General features: G+C 32.1%; 23 protein-coding genes. 8 read left to right on the forward strand and 15 right to left on the reverse strand.

The genetic code is table 11. From position 1 onward, the window contains the following. The first annotated feature begins 9 nt into the window (after positions 1-9). Positions 10-429 carry a hypothetical protein gene (locus FLACHUCJ7_RS07470; RefSeq protein ID WP_180908469.1) on the forward strand — a complete coding sequence of 140 codons (420 nt, stop codon included), beginning with the start codon at positions 10-12 and terminating at the stop codon, positions 427-429. A 58-nt stretch (positions 430-487) separates the two neighbouring features. Here the strand turns inward: FLACHUCJ7_RS07470 and bioB are convergent, their stop codons facing one another. From bioB to FLACHUCJ7_RS07485, 3 genes are all read right to left on the reverse strand, one after another. Continuing rightward, positions 488-1,576, reverse strand: a complete 1,089-nt coding sequence (gene bioB / locus FLACHUCJ7_RS07475) for a biotin synthase BioB (RefSeq protein ID WP_031455003.1) — start codon at positions 1,574-1,576, stop codon at positions 488-490. 172 nt (positions 1,577-1,748) lie between these two features. Beyond that, positions 1,749-2,186 carry a hypothetical protein gene (locus FLACHUCJ7_RS07480; RefSeq protein ID WP_180908470.1) on the reverse strand — a complete coding sequence of 146 codons (438 nt, stop codon included), beginning with the start codon at positions 2,184-2,186 and terminating at the stop codon, positions 1,749-1,751. Between the two features lie 203 nt (positions 2,187-2,389). After that, positions 2,390-3,319 carry a bifunctional riboflavin kinase/FAD synthetase gene (locus FLACHUCJ7_RS07485; RefSeq protein ID WP_180908471.1) on the reverse strand — a complete coding sequence of 310 codons (930 nt, stop codon included), beginning with the start codon at positions 3,317-3,319 and terminating at the stop codon, positions 2,390-2,392. A gap of 197 nt (positions 3,320-3,516) precedes the next feature. Between FLACHUCJ7_RS07485 and FLACHUCJ7_RS07490 the strand changes: the two genes are divergently transcribed. Further along, positions 3,517-6,186, forward strand: coding sequence for a zinc-dependent metalloprotease (locus tag FLACHUCJ7_RS07490; RefSeq protein WP_180908472.1), 2,670 nt, complete (start codon positions 3,517-3,519; stop codon positions 6,184-6,186). A gap of 4 nt (positions 6,187-6,190) precedes the next feature. Here FLACHUCJ7_RS07490 and FLACHUCJ7_RS07495 read toward each other — a convergent pair whose 3' ends face one another. Further along, positions 6,191-6,874, reverse strand: coding sequence for a ComF family protein (locus FLACHUCJ7_RS07495; protein WP_230408803.1), 684 nt, complete (start codon positions 6,872-6,874; stop codon positions 6,191-6,193). A 195-nt stretch (positions 6,875-7,069) separates the two neighbouring features. Here FLACHUCJ7_RS07495 and FLACHUCJ7_RS07500 point away from each other — a divergent pair, with 195 nt between their 5' ends. The 6 genes from FLACHUCJ7_RS07500 (at position 7,070) to FLACHUCJ7_RS07525 (ending at position 14,457) form a co-directional block, all read left to right on the forward strand. Further along, the gene (locus FLACHUCJ7_RS07500) at positions 7,070-8,503 is read left to right on the forward strand and encodes a T9SS type A sorting domain-containing protein (RefSeq protein WP_180908473.1); all 1,434 of its coding nucleotides are present in this window, start codon (positions 7,070-7,072) and stop codon (positions 8,501-8,503) included. A 172-nt stretch (positions 8,504-8,675) separates the two neighbouring features. Next, positions 8,676-10,214 carry a glycine--tRNA ligase gene (locus FLACHUCJ7_RS07505; protein WP_078229022.1) on the forward strand — a complete coding sequence of 513 codons (1,539 nt, stop codon included), beginning with the start codon at positions 8,676-8,678 and terminating at the stop codon, positions 10,212-10,214. Positions 10,215-10,401: 187 nt separating this feature from the next. After that, on the forward strand, positions 10,402-11,211 hold the full coding sequence (locus tag FLACHUCJ7_RS07510) for a LytR/AlgR family response regulator transcription factor (protein WP_078229257.1): 810 nt from the start codon (positions 10,402-10,404) through the stop codon (positions 11,209-11,211). A 174-nt stretch (positions 11,212-11,385) separates the two neighbouring features. Continuing rightward, positions 11,386-11,619 (forward strand): hypothetical protein, encoded by a 234-nt coding sequence (locus FLACHUCJ7_RS07515; RefSeq protein ID WP_031455012.1) that lies wholly within the window; start codon positions 11,386-11,388, stop codon positions 11,617-11,619. 107 nt (positions 11,620-11,726) lie between these two features. Then, entirely contained in the window at positions 11,727-13,772 is a 2,046-nt protein-coding gene (locus FLACHUCJ7_RS07520; protein WP_180908474.1) for an ATP-binding protein, read from the forward strand. Then, a complete protein-coding gene (locus FLACHUCJ7_RS07525; protein ID WP_180908475.1) occupies positions 13,762-14,457 on the forward strand; it encodes a response regulator in 696 nt (231 codons plus the stop codon). Before FLACHUCJ7_RS07520 ends, FLACHUCJ7_RS07525 begins: the two co-directional genes overlap by 11 nt. A gap of 81 nt (positions 14,458-14,538) precedes the next feature. On the opposite strand, the gene thiL is transcribed toward FLACHUCJ7_RS07525, so the two are convergent. The 11 genes from thiL to FLACHUCJ7_RS07580 all read right to left on the reverse strand — a co-directional run bounded on the left by thiL (position 14,539) and on the right by FLACHUCJ7_RS07580 (position 22,190). Then, positions 14,539-15,585, reverse strand: coding sequence for a thiamine-phosphate kinase (thiL, locus tag FLACHUCJ7_RS07530; protein ID WP_180908476.1), 1,047 nt, complete (start codon positions 15,583-15,585; stop codon positions 14,539-14,541). Between the two features lie 242 nt (positions 15,586-15,827). Then, on the reverse strand, positions 15,828-16,373 hold the full coding sequence (locus FLACHUCJ7_RS07535; RefSeq protein ID WP_180908477.1) for a hypothetical protein: 546 nt from the start codon (positions 16,371-16,373) through the stop codon (positions 15,828-15,830). Between the two features lie 203 nt (positions 16,374-16,576). Next, positions 16,577-17,287, reverse strand: a complete 711-nt coding sequence (locus tag FLACHUCJ7_RS07540; RefSeq protein ID WP_180908478.1) for a hypothetical protein — start codon at positions 17,285-17,287, stop codon at positions 16,577-16,579. Between the two features lie 176 nt (positions 17,288-17,463). Next, positions 17,464-17,835, reverse strand: coding sequence for a DUF1801 domain-containing protein (locus FLACHUCJ7_RS07545; protein ID WP_180908479.1), 372 nt, complete (start codon positions 17,833-17,835; stop codon positions 17,464-17,466). Positions 17,836-17,964: 129 nt separating this feature from the next. Further along, the gene (locus tag FLACHUCJ7_RS07550) at positions 17,965-18,477 is read right to left on the reverse strand and encodes a DUF6210 family protein (protein ID WP_180908480.1); all 513 of its coding nucleotides are present in this window, start codon (positions 18,475-18,477) and stop codon (positions 17,965-17,967) included. A gap of 81 nt (positions 18,478-18,558) precedes the next feature. Then, positions 18,559-19,005 (reverse strand): hypothetical protein, encoded by a 447-nt coding sequence (locus FLACHUCJ7_RS07555; RefSeq protein ID WP_180908481.1) that lies wholly within the window; start codon positions 19,003-19,005, stop codon positions 18,559-18,561. A gap of 212 nt (positions 19,006-19,217) precedes the next feature. After that, a complete protein-coding gene (locus FLACHUCJ7_RS07560; protein ID WP_180908482.1) occupies positions 19,218-19,793 on the reverse strand; it encodes a hypothetical protein in 576 nt (191 codons plus the stop codon). Between the two features lie 201 nt (positions 19,794-19,994). Continuing rightward, entirely contained in the window at positions 19,995-20,222 is a 228-nt protein-coding gene (locus tag FLACHUCJ7_RS07565) for a hypothetical protein (RefSeq protein WP_123922052.1), read from the reverse strand. Between the two features lie 233 nt (positions 20,223-20,455). Further along, a complete protein-coding gene (locus tag FLACHUCJ7_RS07570; protein ID WP_180908483.1) occupies positions 20,456-20,710 on the reverse strand; it encodes a hypothetical protein in 255 nt (84 codons plus the stop codon). Between the two features lie 338 nt (positions 20,711-21,048). Further along, positions 21,049-21,705, reverse strand: a complete 657-nt coding sequence (locus FLACHUCJ7_RS07575) for a hypothetical protein (RefSeq protein ID WP_123922054.1) — start codon at positions 21,703-21,705, stop codon at positions 21,049-21,051. Next, positions 21,702-22,190, reverse strand: coding sequence for a hypothetical protein (locus FLACHUCJ7_RS07580; RefSeq protein WP_078229034.1), 489 nt, complete (start codon positions 22,188-22,190; stop codon positions 21,702-21,704). The genes FLACHUCJ7_RS07575 and FLACHUCJ7_RS07580 overlap by 4 nt, the downstream gene beginning before the upstream one ends. Positions 22,191-22,232: the final 42 nt, after the last annotated feature.

Raw genomic sequence — 22,232 nt, forward strand, 5'->3', positions numbered from 1 at the left:
TCACAGATTATGAAAATTATTATAGTACTTATATTTATGGCTATTAGTTTTTTAGCGAATTGCCAAAGTAAACCTACTGTGCCAAGTCCTCCAAAAATAAAAAAATCAGAAACAAAAACCACGAGATCCAGTTCATCTGTTTCAGTTCAGGATTCAGATTCATCTTATAGTTTCAAGTCATCTTTTGATTCTGATAAAAATGATAAAGTAAAAAGAATGTTAATGGATCATCTGGATGAAAAATACCTGATTGCTAAAGGAAAAGTTTTGATTTGGAAAAAAATGGATGCAGATGAAATTGTCTATAGGGTCACTTTTAAAAAAGGAAGTTTAAAAATGCATGTTGACAAAGAATTAAGTTCCGGAAATGCGGTTAAAGAATTTGAAAAACTCGGAAATAAACTAAGAGAAACGATTTCAAATGATTAAAATAAAAAAATGCTTTTGACAAGAGTCAAAAGCATTTTTTTATGGATTAGAAGAAGTCTTAAACTTTTAGTTTTCCCGAAGCTTCAACGTTTCTTTCGATTGTGTGCCCTGGTCTTGACCATTTTGGTTTTTCACCTAAGGGTGCAAATTGAGAATCTGCTGCCTCAACCGTTTTAGGCTGTGATACTTTTGTAAAAGGTTTTTGCGGATTCAATCCTAGCATTTCGAACATTTTCATGTCTTCATGTACATCAGGATTTGGCGTGGTAAGTAATTTGTCTCCTGCAAAAATAGAATTTGCACCGGCAAAAAAGCACATTGCCTGTCCTTCACGGCTCATATTGGTTCTTCCTGCTGATAAACGTACCTGTGTATCCGGCATTACGATTCTGGTAGTGGCTACCATACGAATCATCTCCCAGATTTCAACCGGTTTTTCATCTTCCATAGGAGTTCCTTCTACAGCAACCAAAGCATTAATTGGCACAGATTCCGGTTGTGGGTTTAAAGTAGAAAGGGCAACAAGCATTCCGGCCCTGTCTTCGATGCTTTCTCCCATTCCGATAATTCCACCGCTGCAAACCGTAACATTGGTTTTACGAACATTTTCGATAGTATTTAAACGGTCTTCAAAAGCACGCGTAGAAATAACATCTTTATAATAATCTTCAGAAGTATCTAAATTGTGATTGTAAGCATATAATCCTGCTTCTGCCAGACGCTGCGCCTGATTTTCGGTAATCATACCCAAAGTACAGCAAACCTCCATATCCAGTTTGTTGATGGTACGAACCATTTCTAAAACCTGATCAAATTCTTCACCGTCTTTTACATTTCTCCAGGCAGCTCCCATACAAACACGCGATGATCCGCTTGATTTAGCACGCAAAGCCTGAGCTTTTACCTGGCTTACGCTCATTAAATCATTTCCTTCAACACCTGTATTGTAACGGGCAGCCTGCGGGCAATAACCACAGTCCTCGGGACATCCTCCGGTTTTGATAGATAGTAATGTTGATACCTGAACTACGTTCGGATCATGTTTTTGTCTGTGAATGGTTGCTGCTTCATACAGCAAGTCCATCATAGGTTTATTATATATGGCGATTATTTCGTCTTTGGTCCAGTTGTGTTTTGTAATGCTCATTGCTACATTGTTTTTGAAGCTTCAAAAGTAGTTAAATTGTTCTAATCAACCAATGCTGATTTCTGTAAATGAATATTTGGCAGTTATTTTCAAAAAAGAAACACCCTAAAATCATAGAATTGTACTTTTTTATGATTTTAGAGTGCTTAATAGCTCCTTTTATTTTCAAAAATTAATCGGCTATGTATTTGTTATTCCAGTATAACATTATCATCAAAGTAACAATTACAGAAGATGCCAGTCCTTCAAACAATAAACAAATACAATAAGTAGGTACCGAAGGGTTTCCTCCAAACATAAAAGTTTGTGATAAAGTTTCTACATAAGCGTCTCCGCCTCGTGCATAACTGTAAACCAGTAATCCAAAAACGCTCATCGATACTCCAACCACAGAGGTTGCCATAGCCGAAACAGCATTGGATACAAAATTAGTTTCTCCTTCGTGAAGGTTCATTTGCATGGTTCTGTTTACGCCATAAAAGATAAAAAATACATTCAGAGTACGTAAATAAAACAAATCTGCTAAGCCTAAAACATTCATGAGTAAAAAATAAATGCCTATTCCGAGGAATATTAAAGCCCCATTGGTTATTTCTTTAGGTAATTTCATGGTGGTTATTTTTAAAGAAGTTAATAGTAAATATTTGATAAACAGTAAAGTGTATTAAATTTACTAAAAATATAAATACGATGATTTAAAAATAACGAAAAGTATTTTTTTGAATTTTCTGTATTTAGCAGAACAATTTATGAATGGTTGTAAAAGAGGCTTTAAATGTTCTTGATTTATATTTAACTATTTGAAAAAACAGGCTATAAATTTTCTACAAATTCCAAGGCAGTTTTTTTGTCGAGATTCAATTGCTCTTTCAACAAATCAACCGAGCCAAATTTTTGTTCTTCGCGAAGATATTTTAACAATGAAATTTGAAGCTTTTCGCCATAAATAGCTTTATCGAAATCGAAAAGATTTACTTCAATTGTTTGTTTTTGCCCGTTTACAGTTGGATTGAAACCAATATTCATCATTCCGAAAACTTCTTTTTGATCAATAACAGTCTTTACAACATAAACACCATTTTTTGGAATCAGCTTGTAATCTTCTTCAATTTGAATGTTTGCCGTTGGGAAACCAATCGTTCTTCCTAATTGTTTTCCTTTTACCACTTCTCCGGTTAAAAAATAGGTGTATCCCAAATATTCATTGGCGAGAGCCATATTGCCATCCAGTAATGCTTTTCTGATTTTGGTTGAACTTACCGAAACATCCTGAATTTCCTGAGCAGAAATTTGTTCCACCTCAAAACCGTACTGAGCTCCAAAAGCAATTAAAATGTCAATATTAGCAGTTCTGTTTCGTCCAAAACGATGATCATAACCGATGATTATTTTTTGAATATGAAATTGATCTACTAAAATTGTGCTTACAAATTCTTCAGCAGTTAATCTCGAAAAACCTTCGTCAAAAGGGTGAATTACAAGATTTTCGATTTCTGTTTCTTTTAGAAGTCTCGATTTTTCAGAAATAGTATTTAAAAGTTTTATTTCTGATTTTTCCTGTAAAACCATTCTGGGATGCGGGAAAAAAGTCAGGACAAGACTTTCATATTTTCCGTTTTCAGTGTTTTGAGTAATTCTTCCCAGAATTTTTTTATGGCCAATGTGTACACCATCAAAAGTGCCAAGAGTTAAAATTGTTTTCTTGGTCGAGTGGAAATCGGTTATAGAATGAAAGAGCTTCAAAACAAATTATTTAAGATGCTGCAAATTTATACTATCTATTTGAAATCTGATAGCAACCAGAAATGATTTTTTGAATTGATGCGGCTTGTTTTTGTGAAAAAGACCCAATTCGTCGATGTGAAATAAATATCTGTCGATAATAGATAAGATTCTGACTTAATTAATTTAATTTTGATTTCTTTAATAACTTTTTGATTATGAAAAAACAACTATCTTGTTTGCTGTTTATTTTTTGTAGTATTACGATTCACGCTCAGACAAATATGCTTTGGGAGAAAGTTAATTCGCTTTCAGCTAAAAAAACAGATAATACTTCTTATCAGAATAAATTATATTATAAACTCAACGTGAGCTTTCTTTCACAGAAGTTAGAAACTACTACGAATAAATCTTCAAAGAATGCAAATTCTGAGATTACTATTCCAAATGCAGATGGTGTTTTAGAACGTTTTATAGTTTGGGAGTCTTCTAATTTTGATCCTGTATTGCAGGCAAAATATCCTGAGATAAGAGCTTACGAAGGAGCCGGATTAGATGATAAAACAGCAAAAATCCATTTTAGTGTGTCGCCAATAGGAGTTCAGACAATGGTACTTCGACCAGACAAAGCATCTGAATTTATAGAGCAAAATCCAGAAAATAAATCAGAATATGTTTTGTTTACATCAAAAAATAAGGATACTTCAAAATCGCTTATTTGTAAAACAAAAGAAGGAAATACCAACCGCATTTCTGTAAAAACTGCAAAAACAGCCTCTAATAATAAAGTATTCAAAACCCTTCGGCTGGCACTATCATGTACATGGGAGTATGCTGCTTTTTATGGAGGCACAAAAGCCGGGGCATTAGCCGGGATGAATGCCACTATGACAAGGGTTAATGCGGTTTTTAATAATGATTTGGCTCTAAAATTAATGATAATTGCGAATAATGAAGATGTTATTTATATCGATTCATCAGACCCTTATTCTCCAGCTGCAGCAGGTGCTAATGGAGCTTGGAACGTTGAGGTTCAAAAGACATTAACAAATGTTATTGGAAGCAATAATTATGATATTGGGCATTTATTTGGACGTTCAGGCGGTGGAGGAGATGCCGGCTGTATTGGCTGTGTGTGCCAGGATCCTGTTTCATTGACTGATGAAAATGCAAAAGGGAGTGCTTTTTCATCTCCTTCAAATGCAATTCCACAAGGAGATACATTTGATATCGATTATGTAGCGCATGAAATGGGACATCAGTTAGGGGCAACCCATACTTTTTCTTACTCAATTGAAGGAACGGGAACAAATGTTGAGCCAGGCAGCGGCTCTACCATTATGGCATATGCCGGAGTTACCGAGGATTATGATGTGCAAAGTAATTCTGATGACTATTTTGCCTATGCCAGTATCTTGCAAATCCAGGATAATCTTGCTACCAAGACATGTCCCATAAGTACACCTGTAATTAATAATAATCCTCCAATTATAGCTGCCGGACAAGATTACACGATTCCATTGAGTACACCGTTTATTTTAACCGGAACAGGTTCTGATCCTGAGGGCGATAGCATTACTTATTGTTGGGAGCAAAATGACAGTGCTACGACAGCATCCGGAGATAATAGTATTGCCAAACCAACAAAAACAGATGGGCCATTGTTTCGTTCTCTTCCGCCAACAAGCTCAGCCGTTCGATATATGCCGAGTTTAAGTACAGTTCTTCAAAATAAATTAACTACAACATGGGAGTCGGTTTCATCTGTAGGAAGAAATCTGAATTTTTCTTTAACAGGAAGGGATAATGCTGCTTTAGCACCACCTCAGACCTATACGGATAATATGATTGTTACTGTTAACCCAACGATTGGGCCATTTGTAGTAACATCCCAAAATACAAGTGATATTGGATGGCAAAAAGGTTCTTTTCAGCCTGTCACGTGGAATGTAAACAGTACTAATACGTTGTCAGGCTCTGCAAATGTAAATATTAAATTGTCTATTGATGGAGGATTGACTTATCCAATTGTTTTGGCAGCTAATACTCCAAATGATGGTTCACAGACAATTACTGTTCCATCAGATATTACCGCTACAAATTGCAGAATTTTAATTGAGCCAACGGGTAATATTTATTATGCAATAAATACAACTCCCTTCGCAGTAGGTTATAATTCGGCAACGACTTGCGCTTCTTATAATTTTGCCACTTCTTCTTTTAATATTCCTTTTGGGACAACTTTCACAACAAAATCAGTGGTAGTACCAGCTTCATCAGGAATAATTTCAGATGTAAATGTTGCAATAAACGTAACACATGCCCGCTTTTCAGATTTAGAAATTCAAATAGAGAATCCGCAAGGCACAGTTGTGAAATTGTTTGATAAAGAATGTGCTTCCACTAATTCAACTTTAATACTTGGATATGATGATTCCGGAACTAGTTTAGATTGTTCTCAAACAACGAGTCAGATTGTTTTACCGGCTGAATCATTAAGTGTTTTTAATGGGCAGAATCCACAGGGGACCTGGATTTTCAAAGTTCGTGATGCTGTTTCAGGAAGTTTCGGAACTATAAATTCAGCATCAGTAAATATTTGCACACAAACATTTACTTTAGACACATCTGAATTTGAAAAGACAGATTTTGCATTATATCCTAATCCAAACCAGGGTAATTTTACGATTGAATTTGATTGTGATTCTACTAAGGTCGTAGATGTAACTGTTCATAACATATTGGGTAAAAAAGTTTATAATAAAACGTTTGATAAAACAACTTATTTTTATCAGAATATCCAATTGCAAAATACTGTAGCAGGGTTATATCTGGTAACAGTAACAAATGGAGATAAAAAAATTGTTAAAAAGATAATCGTAAACTAAAAATTTACGAATTTGCCATCGCCATACAAACAATACTAATTTTTACTCCCGGAATTTTGAGCAAAGCTCTTGAGCAGGCTTCAAGTGTAGCACCTGTAGTAAGAACATCGTCAACGAGTAAAAAATGCTTGTTGCGATTTTGTTCTGAATAATTTACATCAAATACATTTTCTATCCCTTCTGACCGGCCCAGTAGATTTTTTTTGGATTGTGTTTTAGAATATTTTTTGCGAAACAAAATGGTATCATCATAGCCTATATTCAGCCCTTTAGCCAAAGTATTTCCAAAAGTGGTTACCTGATTGTAACCCCGTTCTCTGAATTTCTTTTGATGTAAAGGGACTGGTATTACAGCACTAAAAGGAGTTTTGAGTTGTATGTTTTTTAAGTCTTCAACATACCAGTTTCCCAGAACTGTTCCAATTTCTTCATTTCCTTTGTATTTCAAATTATGGATCAGTTCCTGAACCATACCTTTTTTGTTAAAATATAAAAATGCGGATGCATGTTCTATTTCAATTTTACCATAAAATTTCTTGACCGCTTCATTATTTGAGTCCAAATAATATTGTGTAAGAGGCATTTCATGGCGGCAGTTAGTACACAAAACGATTTCATTAGTCATTAAAAGAGAATGACATCCTGCACAAACTTTAGGGAAAAAAAGATTAATAAGGTAATTAAGCACAGTTGAATGATTTAGTTAAAAAACAGGAATACTATCATTTATAGTCAGAGTATTATTATAGCGATAAAATACTATTGCCTTTTGAATAAATATAATTAAAATATTAATTTTAATCAAAATATTTTTACAAAAAAATAGCTTTAGTTTTAAAATTTAACTAATAAATTTATAAGCTATTGAATCAATCTTCTTTATATGAAAAATAACCACCAAACTACCTGTTTTATTTTAACAGGAATCATTTTTTTAGTTTTTCAAAATCAAATAACAGCTCAAAAAGGTGGAAGTGTAAACAAAACGTTTTTTAAAAATGGATTAGTTGCCAGGGAATTTTATTTGGGAGCTGATCAAAAAACAGATAGTGTAAAAACCTATCATAAACAGGGAGGCCTGAATGAAAAATTTTATTATGATGATAACAGTCAATTTCATGGAATCTGTGAACAATTTACAAGTGAAGGAAAACTAAAAACTACCTGGGTTTTTGTTCATGGTAATTTGATTCATACCACACATCATATAAAAGAGTTTAATCTTAAAAATAAAAAAACTGTAGATTTTAACTATGACAATATTGATAAAATGGATTTACTTCTGAAAGCAAATCCAAATGATAAGCAGGCAATCTACAGTCGTGCAGCAAGTAGGGAATATCTTCAAAATAATGTTCTGGCAGAAATTGATTACTTAATTCTTAAAGCAGATTTAGAAAATATAAAAGCAACTTCGCTTATAAAAGATAAAGTACAGTTAGAAAATTTTAATAAAACTTTATCTGAAGTTTACAGTAGGCTTGGGTCAATATATTCCGGTTGGAATTATGTCAATATAGCTGTAGATTATAAGTTAAAAGCCATAAATGCTGATCCAGACGAAATCAGATTCATTTATAATTTAGGAAGTTATCTGGTTACTGAAGAAGAAGATTTTCGATTAGGGATTTATTTTCTGAATGAAGTTACAAGAGCGTTTCCTAATCATAATTTTGCACATTGGGTATTAGGATATAGTTATTTAGAACTCGAACAATATGATAAAGCAATCAAAAATATTGATATTGCTTTTGAAAATGAAGCGAATTTATATGAATATGGTTACGGAACCGCTGAGAGTGATCTAAGAACGATAAGAGGCCTGGCTTACCATAAATCAGGAAAAACAGATTTAGGTATTAAAGATCTAAACGAAGCTTTACATATCAATGATAAGAATTCTGTAGCCAATAAATATATGGGGATTGTTTATGACGATTTGGGGCAGTCACAAAAAGCCTGCGAATATTTTCAAAAAGCCAGAGCATTAGGTTATGAAAAAAAATATTACAATAAAGAACTGCAAAGTTTTATTCAAAAAAACTGTACTGCTGCTGAAAAAACAATTGTAACAAGTTATACGGCTACTAAGGATTTACCATACATAGCGCCTAATCCGGCTGATAATGAAGTAGAGGTTTTTAATTTTCCATTTTCTAATTTTAATTACGAAATATTGGATCCACAATATCAAAAATTGCGTAAGGGAATTTCTAATGATAAAATAATAGAAATTTCGGGATTGCCATCAGGGTTTTATATTCTTGTGTTGAGTAATGTTGATAAGACAGAAATTTTTAAACTGATAAAAAAGTAAAGGTTTGAAATAGTAATTCTATGTACTTACTGATATAAATTAATTGAAAAAATATGAATTTCTATTCTGAAACATAAAAATCAGGATTTATTTATAAAAATTTAAAAATCAGAGGTCAATCTTCAACTATTTTTCTTTTTTTTAAACTCACTTTTTATATTTTTGCATCATTATGGCAAAACAAGAAGATTTATTTAAGAATGTGGTTTCGCACGCAAAAGAGTACGGATTTATTTTTCCGTCAAGCGAAGTATACGACGGATTAAGTGCAGTGTATGACTATGCACAAAATGGAGTCGAGTTAAAAAAGAATATCCGTGAATATTGGTGGAAATCAATGGTTCAGATGAATGAAAATATTGTAGGATTAGATGCTGCAATATTGATGCATCCAACAACCTGGAAAGCTTCAGGCCACGTTGATGCTTTCAACGATCCGTTAATTGATAATAAAGATTCAAAGAAAAGATACAGAGCTGATGTTTTAGTAGAAGATTATGCTGAAAAGTTAAATCAGAAAGCTCAAAAAGAAATCGAAAAAGCAAGAGCCCGATTTGGAGACGCTTTTAATGAAGAAGAATTTGTTAGTACAAATGCACGTGTTGTAGAATATCTTTCAAAAAAGAAAGAAATTTTAGCAAGGCTTGCAAAAGGTATGAGCGAAGATCTTCAGGATGTAAAAGCGCTGATTGATGAACTTGAAATTGCTGATCCTGAAACCGGATCAAGAAACTGGACAGATGTAAAGCAGTTCAATTTAATGTTCGGAACAAAACTTGGAGCTTCTGCAGATTCTGCAATGGATTTATATTTGCGTCCGGAAACGGCACAGGGTATTTTCGTTAACTTTTTAAATGTTCAGAAGTCTGGACGTATGAAAGTTCCTTTTGGAATTGCCCAAACCGGTAAGGCATTTAGAAATGAAATAGTTGCAAGACAATTCATTTTCCGTATGCGTGAATTTGAACAAATGGAAATGCAGTTTTTTGTACGTCCGGGTGAAGAAATGCAATGGTACGAACACTGGAAAACAACCCGTTTAAACTGGCATTTATCTTTAGGTTTAGGAAAAGAAAATTACCGTTTTCACGATCATGAAAAATTAGCACATTACGCAAATGCTGCTGCCGATATTGAGTTTAACTTCCCATTCGGATTCAAAGAACTGGAAGGAATTCATTCCCGTACCGATTTTGATTTAAAAGCACACGAACAATACTCAGGTAGAAAACTACAATATTTTGATCCTGAACTGAATGAAAACTACGTGCCATACGTGGTTGAAACTTCTGTAGGTCTTGATCGTATGTTTTTGGCTGTTTTTGCAACATCGTTGCAGGAAGAAGTTTTAGAAGATGGATCAACAAGAACGGTGTTGAAATTACCGGCAGTTCTGGCACCAACAAAAGCAGCTGTTTTACCCTTGATTAAAAGAGACGGATTGCCTGAAATTTCCAAAAAAATTATCGATGATTTGAAATGGGATTTCAATGTTTCTTATGATGAAAAAGATGCAGTTGGCCGTCGTTACAGAAGACAGGATGCTCTTGGAACTCCATTTTGTATCACTGTAGATCATCAGACTATCGAAGATCAAACGGTAACCATTCGTCATAGAGATACTATGAAGCAGGACCGTGTTGCGATAGCTGATTTAAAATCAATTATTGAAAACGAAGTTTCAATGAAAAATTGGTTAATGAAAATGTAGTTTTTTCAATTTCAATATATTAAATCCCAAATTCTAAATTAAGAGTTTGGGGTTTTTTTATACCCTACTTTAGGCTGTTTTTTTTGCAAATGAAGATATGGGTTTAGATATTTTTTATAACTTTAGATGTTTTATTTTGAAAAAAATCCCCGCAAATTAATTGATTAACCCCAAAATTAATCCAAAAATGAATTACACCTACATTATTTTAGATGATGACCCGGACAGTGTTGAAAAAACAAAGGCAATTGCAAAGGAGTTTTCAGAGTTAAATTTTATAGCCTCTGCTAATAACTACACAGATGGATTGAACCTGGTATTAAAACATATGCCAGATTTGGTTTTTTTAGAAATTGACCCCAAAGATAAGGCCAGTGGGCTTGCTTTGAATTTAATTAATGGATTATTAATGTATCTGAAAGAACTGCCTAAAATTATTGTTACAACAAAAAGCAAGGAGTTGGCGTTTGATTGTATACAATATGAAGTAAATGATTATTTCCTAAAACCCCTGGCGGCTATAGATTTTGTAAAATTGATTCATAAATTAAATAAATTGTCTAATGAAGATGAAGTGCTTTTGGTTCAGAAATTAAAACCAAAAGAAAAACAAGATGTTGAGGGTATTCAGATTAATAAAAATCGGAAATCTTTCATTCTGTGTGTAAAATCATATGGAGATCATCGTTATATAGATTCAAGTGAAATATGTTACTTTCAGGCAGATAATAATTCAACAGATATTCATTTGAAAAACGGTGAGATGATTACCGCTTTTAAGACTTTGAAACATTTTGAAACCGTTTTGTCAAATCCTTTTATCAGAATACACAACAGTTATATAGTAAACAGGAATTATATTTCGAGAATACATACTGGAAACTCTTTATGTTATATAAAAAAAACGACTATCAAACTGCCGTTTTCTAAATCTTATAAAGCAAATGTTGATTTTATAATTAGTGAATTTGCAAATGAAAATTACATAGAAACTTAAAATAAAACCATCTGCCCTGATTTGCTATCCATTCACTCATGAACGGGTAGCATTGACCATAAACGCCTTTTTTTAAGGTGATTGTTGAGGTTTACTACTTAGTTTTACAAAAGAATTCCGAACGAAACGGAATCAAAAAATGTAAAAAAGTATAACAATATAAACTCAACAATCATGAAAAAATTAGCTTTAACAACAGGATTATTCTCTTTAGTAATGGTATTAACTTCATTTAATACAGCTGAAGCTTCAAATGATATTTTAGTAAACAATACAACAGTTGGAATTGATGGAAATCAATCAGCAGGACAAAGCAGAAAAGTAGATATGATGGGAACTGATTTATCAAACCAAAAAGTAAGTATTGATGGAAATCAGTCAGCAGGACAAAGTAGAAAAGTGGATTAATTAGCTGCAATTCATTTCAATATACAGAAGGTCGTCTAAATTAGACGGCCTTTTTGTTTATGCCTAATGTATAGTTTTGTATTTTTGAGTAAATTTTTAAGACAAAATTGAAAAAAAACTATCTGATATTACTTATATTTTTTATTGGTTGTACGAAGCAAAATGAAGGCACTCGTGTATCCAGTCAATCAAGAGATAGCCTGGATTTGTACTTGTCACTGGCTAATGAATACAAATTGCCGGTAGAGATAAAGCAAAAGTACAATCAAAAAGCTTTTGAAGTGATTATGAGCCAGCCCGATGACTCACTCAAAAGGGTAAATCTTTTTAAAGTTGCCAATCGTTATTTTAATATGAGGGATTGGAACAATTATAATAAAACGGTTAAAATTGTCTTAGAAAAGGCCCAAAAGGCAAAGGATTCGGTTTCAATGTCGAAAGCTTACATTTATTTAGGGGACTATTACAGTTCTCAGACTTCTTCAGACAGTGCATTTGCATTTTATTATAAAGCTGAAAAATTATATTTAGCTACTGATGATTTTTATAATTTAGCAAAGACAAGACTTAGCAAAGCATTATTGCAGTATAATGAAGGCGATTTTTATGGAAGTGAAAAAGCTATTTTTAATGCACTCAGAGTTGTTAAGGGCAAAAATAATAATGATATTTTATACGAAGCCTATAACCTGCTTGGAATTTTGTACAATGAATTAGGTGAATATGAAAAGGCAATCGAGTTTCATAACAAAGCAATTGCCAGTATCGATGACAAAATTATTCCTGTTGAGTTCCAATCAAAAGCAACCTCATTAAATAATATAGGATTTGTTTATCAAAATCTCAGTGATTACAAAAAAGCTAATTTTTATTTTCAGGAAGGATTAAAGGAGAAAAACCTGTTTAACCAAAAGCCCGAATTATATGCCATTTTGCTGGATAATTTAGCTTATTCTCAGTTTAAGTTAAACGAGACCAGTCAACTTCCAAATTTATTTTACAAAGCACTTAAAATAAGGGATAGTTTGCAGTTAACTGCAGGTATAACAGCTAGTAAAATGCATTTGTCTGAGTATTTTGCATCTGTAAGAGACACTGCTAAGGCGCTGCATTATTCAAATCAGGCATTGATAGTTTCAAGACGGACTAAAAATTTCCGTAATGTATTGGTGGCTTTGAAGCAGTTATCGTTAATTCAGCCTGAAAAAGCTTCAAAATTTTCAGAAGATTATATTAAGCTTAACGACAGTCTGCAAAAGGCTGAGCGTAAAATGGGAGACAAATTTACGCGGATAGAATATGAAACAAATGAAATAAAAAGCGAAAATTCGAGTTTAGAAATACAGAACAGGACTTTGGTATATGTTTTTAGTTTCTTTTTACTGATAGTTTTGTTTTTTTATATCTATAAAACACAACAGGCAAGAAACAGGGAATTGCTTTTTAAGCAGCAACAGCAAATTGCAAACGAGGATATTTATAATTTAATGATTTCGCAGCAAAATGCAATTGAAACCATGCGAATCAGAGAAAAGAAAAAAGTTGCACAGGAACTGCACGATGGCGTTTTAGGAAGGATGTTTGGTGTGAGGATAAGTTTGGACAGTCTTGATAAATTAGACGAAGAAACTGCAGCCGATAAGCGAAAAAAATATCTGCTCGAATTAAAGGAGATTGAACAGGATATTCGTGAAATTTCACATGATTTAAATAAAGAAAAATCAGGATTGATCAATAATTTTGTTGCGATTTTAGAAAAATTGTTTCAAAATCAAATCAATACATTTAGTGCTAAATTGATTTATAACATTGATTCAAATATCAAGTGGGATTTGGTAAGCAATGTTGTAAAAATTAATTTATACAGGATAATTCAGGAGGCCCTCCAAAACGCGAATAAATATGCAGAAGCAAAAACAATTACAGTTGAGTTTAAGAGTGAGATTAATTATTTAGTTTTATCAATATCTGATGATGGAGTAGGATTTAATACTCATAAAACAAAAAAAGGCATTGGGCTGCAAAATATTGTACAGAGAACGGCAGAGTGTAACGGAAATGTTGATATACATTCGGCTAAAAGTGAAGGGACATCTATTATCGTAAAGATACCAATTGACCAAAAAATAAATAAAATTCATAATGAAAGCTGATTCAACAACATCGTCGCTTAAACAAACAAGCAACATATTAATTGTAGACGACCATCCGTTTATTATTGAAGGTTATAAAAATGCTATAACACGTTATAATCCTGAAAGCCATGAGTTTTTGATCTCACAGGCAAAAGATTGCAAATCTGCTTATGAGATTATAACGAATCCTGAAATCTTACCTTTTAATATTGCCTTTTTAGATATAAGTATGCCTGCCTATGATGAAAAAGAAATTTTTTCAGGAGAAGATTTGGCAAAATTAATTCTCGAATACATGCCAAACTGCAAAATTATTTTGCTGACCATGTATACCGAATTACTAAAAATTAAAACCATCATCCGGACTATACAGCCCAATGGACTGATTATTAAAAATGATTTGACATTTGATGAATTGCTTTTTGCTTTTGATAAAGTGATAAAAAGCGATAAATATTACAGTCAGTCAGTTCAGAAAATGCTGAATCAATCACCTCATCATTCAATTGAAATCGATGAATTTGACAAACAGATTTTATTTCATTTGTCTAAAGGAACTTCTGAAGAAGAAATGCCGCATTATATTCCTATTTCTGTAAACGCAATAAAAAGACGAAAAAAAGGTCTTAAAGAACTGCTCAAAATAAAAACAGATTTAGATGATGATTTGGTAAAAGAGGCAAAAAGCAAAGGACTTTTTTGAGTTAAAACTCCAAAACAAAAAATCCAAATTCCAACGATATGATGAAGGGAATTTGGATTTTTTGTTTAGTTTTTTTAAAAATTATTCACTCAGGGCATCCCAGCCACGAGCTCTTAAGGCAATCTTAGTATTGGCGCGTGTTACGAGATGAATTCCTTCACTTTCATCAGCCATATGACCAATTATAGAAAAGTTTGGATTTCCTTTTATTTTGTCAAAATCATTAATGTCAATGGTAAATAGCAACTCGTAATCTTCTCCGCCATTAATCGCAACGGTTGTACTGTCGATATTAAACTCTTCGCAAGTCGAAATAAATTGTGGGTCTAAAGGTAATTTATCTTCGTATAGATTACAACCCACCTTTGACTGCTTGCATAAATGAATAATTTCTGAAGAGAGTCCGTCAGAGATGTCAATCATCGAAGTTGGTTTTATTTCAAGAGCGTGTAGTAAAGTGCGAACATCTTTTCTGGCTTCAGGTTTCAGTTGGCGCTCAATCAAATAGGTGTAAAGATCCAAATCCGGCTGATTGTTTGGGTTTACCTGAAAGACTTGTTTTTCGCGTTCTAAAACTTGTAATCCCATGTAAGCGGCACCAATATCGCCGGTTACAACCAATAAATCAGTTTGTTTGGCTCCGTTTCTGTATACAATTTCATCAGCGTCAGCTTCACCAATTGCAGTAATGCTGATGATTAACCCTTTTTGAGATGAGGTGGTGTCACCGCCAATAACATCTACTTTATACTCATTTGCAGCATGTGTAATCCCTTCAAATAATTCTTCTAAGGCTTCCAGAGGAAAACGATTAGAAACGGCTACAGAAACCGTTATTTGCGTTGGTTTAGCATTCATGGCGCAAATGTCAGAAACATTTACTACTACAGATTTGTATCCTAAATGTTTCAAAGGCATATAAGCCAGGTCAAAATGGACACCTTCAATTAATAAATCGGTAGAAACGACTACTTTTTTATCCTTAAAATCAAGAACAGCAGCATCATCGCCAATACTTTTTAAAGTCGATTCCTGTTTAACATCGAAATTTTTGGTTAAATGTTCTATTAAACCAAATTCGCCTAATTGCGCTATACTCGTACGTTGTGGGTTTTTATCTTCGATCATTTTGTCTCTTTATTGCTTTTTGGTTTTTACCAAGTTTGCAAAGGTACGAAGTTGAAGGTTTAATAACTATAAACGGAGTTCGATTATTATTTTGTAGTAGCAGCATTTGGCAACATTGGTTCCACTTTCCGTTGCAAACAAAGTTTCCTGAACTCGATTAAAATCAAAAGGATTTTTACTTCAATCCGGGCTAATGCAAAAATATTTTTTATTTTGTCTTAAAATTTTTACAAGGTAAAACATTATGCTTGGTTTAATAAATTGACATACTTAATGTTTCTGGCCAGTAATTTATTAAAATAATCGTTTACACTATCTTTGAATTCTCTTTTAGGCTTATCTTTTTCATAGGCTTCTAAAAGTCCCTTCTCTTTTAATCTTTTAGTCAATGCCTTACTTTTAAACTTTTTAACAGGGCCTGAGATAGTTTCTGAATAATATTCAGGAGAGCTTGAAAATCCAGGAGTAACATAGAAACAAAATTCGCCATGTGCTAAAATTATGTAGCTTTTATTTTTATATCTTCTCCATAATTGATCCTCTTCAGGAGAGTAAAAATCAGCACAAAAATGAGAAATTCCAACTCTTTCTGTTCCATTGTCGGTTTTTATCAACAGGCTTTCTCCTGCAAAAATGACATAAAGAAAAGAATTTTGAACTATTTTATATCCAGGTATAAATTTATCGTTGGAGTAATCTTCAATGGTTTTGTAAAATCTAAAATTTGTTTGACTAAAGGAAAGATTGCTAATGAAAACTAATAAAAATACAAATTGAATTTTCTTCATTTTTTTGGATGGTTAATTGAGCTTAATAAATTAGGGGTAGTTTTTTATTTTAGAGTCCTTTTAAATTTATTATCATAAAATAAGGCATTTTTTTTAGGATAGTAGTCCTTAATTCTAAAAAATACGAGTTTATAGTCGAAAATCATCATAAAGCCAATAAATTTTAAAAAGACACTCTTTGCAAACAACACCCAGAGTTGATTTTATTGTTCGATATAGAGAATTTTCTCATCGGAATTGTAGTTTGTTTTGAGATTAAAGTATCGGCCAATTTTAGACAAATTAACGACAATGAAATCTTTGGAGGAAAAAACCGTTTTGCCAGGATATGGATTCGATTTAAAATAAAAAGCATGTTTCTCACAATTTTTCACGGCTGTTTTTTCCCCGGTACTTGAATTGACTGACCAAATAATTGGAAATTTTTTCTTCCCATTTTCCAAAACCAATGAATTTTCAATTAGTTGAATTCCAATTTGTTTTGTTGATCTAATCCGTGTTTTTAAGTTGTTGGTGCTCATTGAATCTTGCGTAACGTATCCATCGACGCTAATGTCTTTGTAATCGTAGTATTTACAATTACCTGATAGCACACTACTGAAATTGCTGAGGTTCATTGGATCAAGGAAAATTTCGTCTCCATCTTTGTAGATCAATGTTGTTGCGATTACTGCCGGACTTCGTTTGTTTTTAATTGCATTTTCAACGATAAATTTACCCATGTTGGAATAGATGTACGATTTTCCATTCTTTTTCACAACGATATTTGCCATTTGGGGCGATGAATCGCTTAGTAGACTTTTTACCAAGAAAAAGATTCCAAAACCAAGTGGGATAATGGCGAAAAAAGGAATCCAGCCAACGATTTTACTTCTTTTCTTAATTTTTTTTTGACTTGTAGTAGCGTTTTGCATGCGAGTAATAATTGAAAACTTAGTGTAAATCTATAAAAGTTTATAGAATAATAGGATAATTAAGGAAATATTGCCTATGAACAATAAATTTAAGTGTTTAAAAAAATATTTAGTTTTCAGCAGACGTGTACCAAGTTGAAGGTTTTGTTCTCGTTACTTATGTGTTTTTCTCTCTGTTATTCTTTGATTTTTATTGTTCCGTTTCTGTATAAGTCTAACGCTTTTTGCAAAATGGTTTCTATTGTTTTTAACGGTAAGTCTTTGTTTGGATTAATTCTGAAAATCTTCATTCGGGAACGCGTACCTTCTTCCAGTTCAGGATAATCAAGATATTTGCCTTCTACCATGAGAATATAAGGTTCGTTTGTTTTTTTATCTGTCCACAAATAGCAAAACATTTTCTTCTTATAACAAAAACAGGGCATTCCCCACTTTTTCGTTTCGGTAATATTTGTGTCCTGATCAAGAATAATGCTTCGCAATGCAAGCAGACAACTCCTGTTTGGTTCTTCCTTTTTCAGATAGTAATTATAAAGTTCGTCTAACATTGGTTACCTGTTTTACGGCAATTAAAAAGTCAATTTTTGCATCTTCTGTATTTTGAGTTTTTGCTTTAAAAACTTCAAAGTGTCTTGTAAATGTTTATAAATGAGTTATTTGATTTTAGTTGAAGTAATTTAGTCACTATTATTCCACGTAATAACTCCGTTTAAAGAAGTTTTGTCGAAATTTTTTAAAAGTGAATTATTTTGTGAATCTACATTTATTTTTACCCATATCCAAGCTTCATGTGATTCACATAGTTTTGTATTATCAATACTTATAAAATCTTTTAAATTATACTTTTCGAGTATTGATTCAATTGCGTATACATCTTCAGGATCAATTCCATTCGTTGCACCAGTTCCTTGATATTTTGAAGAGAGAAAATATTTTGTTAGTTCGGTTTCTGGGCTATGAAGGATATTCGATTCAATAATAACTTCATTCCCAACAGGAATATAAATACCTTCCAGTTCTGCTTGTAAACATTTATTTCCTCCTGTTTGATTAGAGAAAGTTATACCAGTTGGTAAGTTAACTATCATCCCAAATCCAAGGCTATCATAAAGAGATATTCGCTTCATTATTTTTGTTGTTTTTAGCAGTTGGTTTTTTGCGATAGTCAACAGGCCCATTAAATTATCCAAATACAAAACATTTTGCATTAAGCTAATTGCACAAATCGATTGTAGCTGTTAGAAGGTTTTTTTTTATTCAAGAAAAACAATTTATTTTTTGTAGTCATAAATTTCTAACGAACTAATACTGGTTTTCGGTTTTACTTTTATGCTTTTCAAAGTTGAATTTGGTATAAGTTTATTGTCCACATTTACATATCCATCTCCATTTTTTGAACGTTTTTTATTTTGATTGGTAGCCATAATCTTTAATCCGTCCATAAAAGATTTTGTCAATTTGGTGTTCAAGTTATCTGTTCCAATATAGAAAGCGTGTTCGCCTTCTTTTCCTAAACCGTGTTCTACAAAGATTTCAAATGGCTTCAATTTGTTTTTCTTTTCAAAATTTTTGACATAATCCATTATCGGTTTTTCTGATGGTGATCCGCAACAAATGCTGGAATAACCAACAATAATATAATTTTTGTCCTTTTGAGAAAAAGCAAAAACTGGAATAATTACTAAAGCAATAGTTATAAGTTTGAGTACTTGTTTCACTTTTTATGGTTTTCTTTTGTGGTGGTAGGTTCAGTAAAATTACCGTCAACATTCTTCTTTTTGGTACTACAGTGAGCTTGCGACTAAAAGCACATTATTGTGCCTGGCCAGCGATAGCGAACAGGAGAAGTAAATCATTTTGAATACAAAACCAGCGTCAAATTTTGCCAATTACCCAACTAACTTGCGTGTGTTTTGCGTTTAGTTTTTGTTTACCATTTAGCATTGTTTTTTATCAATTCAATTGGTATTTTTCTTTTAATATAAATTTCATTACCAAATCTGTTGCCTTTTTTATTTACAATTAATGTATCGCCATAAAATTCAAATGTCTGCTTTATTATTCCAATTTCTCCCATTCCTGTAATTTGAGTTATTAAATCTCCTTTAATCACATTATTTTCAGAATACAAAATTCCACGCCACCCAGTAAATTCAGGGTCAAACATTTTACTTTCTAACAAAGGTTTCTCTCTGTCAAGCATAAACAAATTAAAATTTCCGTTATCATAAAATTTGTAAACGCCATAAATAGTATTTACGTTTTTATAATTTTCCCTTGCTAATCCGTTAACAGGTTTGTCTCCTGAATAATATGTTGTGTTATACTCTTCATAAATCACCAAAGTATCAATTTTCTTTAAAATGCTTTTATCAAAATATTTTTTATTTTGATAAACTTTTTGGTCAATTGCAACTTTTGAATGCCCATTTTTAAGTTTATATGTTTTTATCCCACATGAAATGGTTGAAATTAAAACCAATATTATAAATATACTTTTCTTCATTTTTAACATTCTCTTTTCGGTCTGCCAAACTGATGCCCAACTTTCTGTTATTACAGCGGGTTTGGGAGTAAATTAAGCCCATTCTTCGGATTTTTCACTCGATAGCGAACAGGCTAAGCAATCATAAGAAATACAAAACCCAACTTCCCATAAGCCAATTATCTAAATTCGTTCTGGCTGTTATAAGGAGTTTTTCTATTGTCAGTCATCATTTTTTATAAACTTTCTTATACTTCCTTTTTTTAATTTATGACTTAAATTTCCGCATTCTATCTTAATCATTTCGTCATTGTATTTAGTTTTTCCAAATTCAATGAGAAAACAACCTGTTTCGCCTGAAACTACTAAAGAATCATTATTCCAATAAGCTTCTGTAACGTTACTAACAAAACCTTGGTGTTCATTATGCAAAGAAACTGAAGAATACATTTCCAAGTATTCAATTTTAAATTCATCATTGATTATCAATGAGTTCGTACACGATGCCAATGTCATTAAAGTAAATAGTACTGAATATTTAAAAATTTTCATTTTAGACACTGTGTTTTAAAATTGTTTATATATAACGTTCTGTTGTTACAGAGAATTTGAAACTAAATTGAAAACCATTTTTTTATTAAGCTAATTTTCCAAATTCTTAGTAGTGGCTTTGTGCGATTTTTTTATTTAAATACAGAGGAAATTTCTTTTTTCTCATTTAACTTAAACATATAAAGTATTTCAATATCATTTTTTTTAATTTCAGTTAAAAAAGAATCTTGTGCACCTTCTTTAGTTATTTCCATATATTTCATTTCTTCGGTTGAATAATCAAAATTCTTTGATAATATTAACGAATTGTTTGTTTTTGAAATACACTCAATTTCGTTACTAATTGTGTTTTCTTTGTTTTTTTGAACGAAATCAGAAAAAGACATAAAAGAGTTTTGCATCGATACACATTTGAAAATCAATACAGTTTTGTCATTTTCAATTTTTAGACTAACATTTTTTGCGTAAATAGTTGATTCTGTTTTGAAATCTGCTACACAGTCGCAGCAGTTGTTGTTTTCAGAAATTTTAGCTTCGTTACAGCTTAAGAAACAGATAAAAAATATTAAAGAATAAAGTGTTTTCATTTTGTCTTTGCAAAATATCTCGTAACGTCTCGCCTGTAACCGTCAGTAGCGGATCAAAGCGGTCTGAGTTTTCTCTGCCAAGATAAACTTTCTTCGCGAAACGGCAACTTCCCGTTACCGAAATCTCGCGATTGCGGTTACCAGCTGTTTATTCGTTTTTTTTCTAATGTTTTAAAGAAATCAATGTATTCCTCTGATGGTACAAATGTTACTTCTTGAACAGTTGGAATGTTATACTCTTTTTTTGCTTTTTCACAATAATTGAAACCAAGATCACTAATGAAATGCAAAGCGGTATTAAAATTTGAGGAATTTGCTGTTTTAAAAATTACTTCCCCATTATCTAGTTTACCAAAGTTGTAAAATATTCCCGCAAGAAAGGATAATTTTTGATAGTTATAAATAAATTTATGCTCATCCAAAATAAGTTTGTGTACTTTGTAGGATTGCTGTGTCTTTTCATTATAATAATCCATTCCCTCGTCTAAATATTTCAAATAAAAATTATTGATTTGAGTTGCAATTTTTTCATTGAAGAATGAATTTTGCTTTTCTGTAATTTCTGATTTAGAAATTTTATAAACTTTACAAATCGAGTCTGAAAACATTCTGCTTAGTTCTGGTTTTGTACTTCCAATGTAACTTGCAGAGTCTTTGCTTTCAAAAGCTACAGTTCGCCCATTATAATCGTCCATTAAGCCTAATATAAAACTGTTTGTGTCAAATCTAAAATTAATCTGGCAATTTGCTTTTTCAAAGAGAATGAATGTCGCTATTAGAATGATTTTCTTCATAAAAATCGTATAAAGTAAAATAGGAGTAATGAGATTGTAAAAATCAATGTAATCGAATAAGAAATTATAAAAGCTCTAAAATGAAATTTTCCATCGGCTTCTTTTTGAAAACCAATTTTTAAATTGGACATATCGAAATTTGTGCTGTCGATATAGTAAGTTGCTTCTCTTAATGGTTTTACTGATCCGATGTAGTTATAGCTTTTATCATAAATTCTCATTGTCAAAGTTGGTCCTACTATGATGTCGTTTTCCACAGTTTTAAGAAATATTGTGTCATTTTGATAGTGAACATTATAAATGCCGGGTTTTTTATTATTTACAGTAAATATCGAGTAGCGTTCTGCTTCAAGAAATATTTTTGATTTTTTATATAAATCAAGTTCTACAATAGGCTCTTCATAAATGAACGTTATGAGTATCGAAAACAATAACGAAATCAAGGTTGCTGAGAGCAATATTTTTGAAGCAATATTTTTTTTCATTTAGGATTATGTCGTAATGTACAGTTTGAAATTGCAACTAAT

The sequence above is a fragment of the Flavobacterium salmonis genome (genome assembly GCF_903819435.1).
GTDB lineage: Bacteria > Bacteroidota > Bacteroidia > Flavobacteriales > Flavobacteriaceae > Flavobacterium > Flavobacterium chungangense.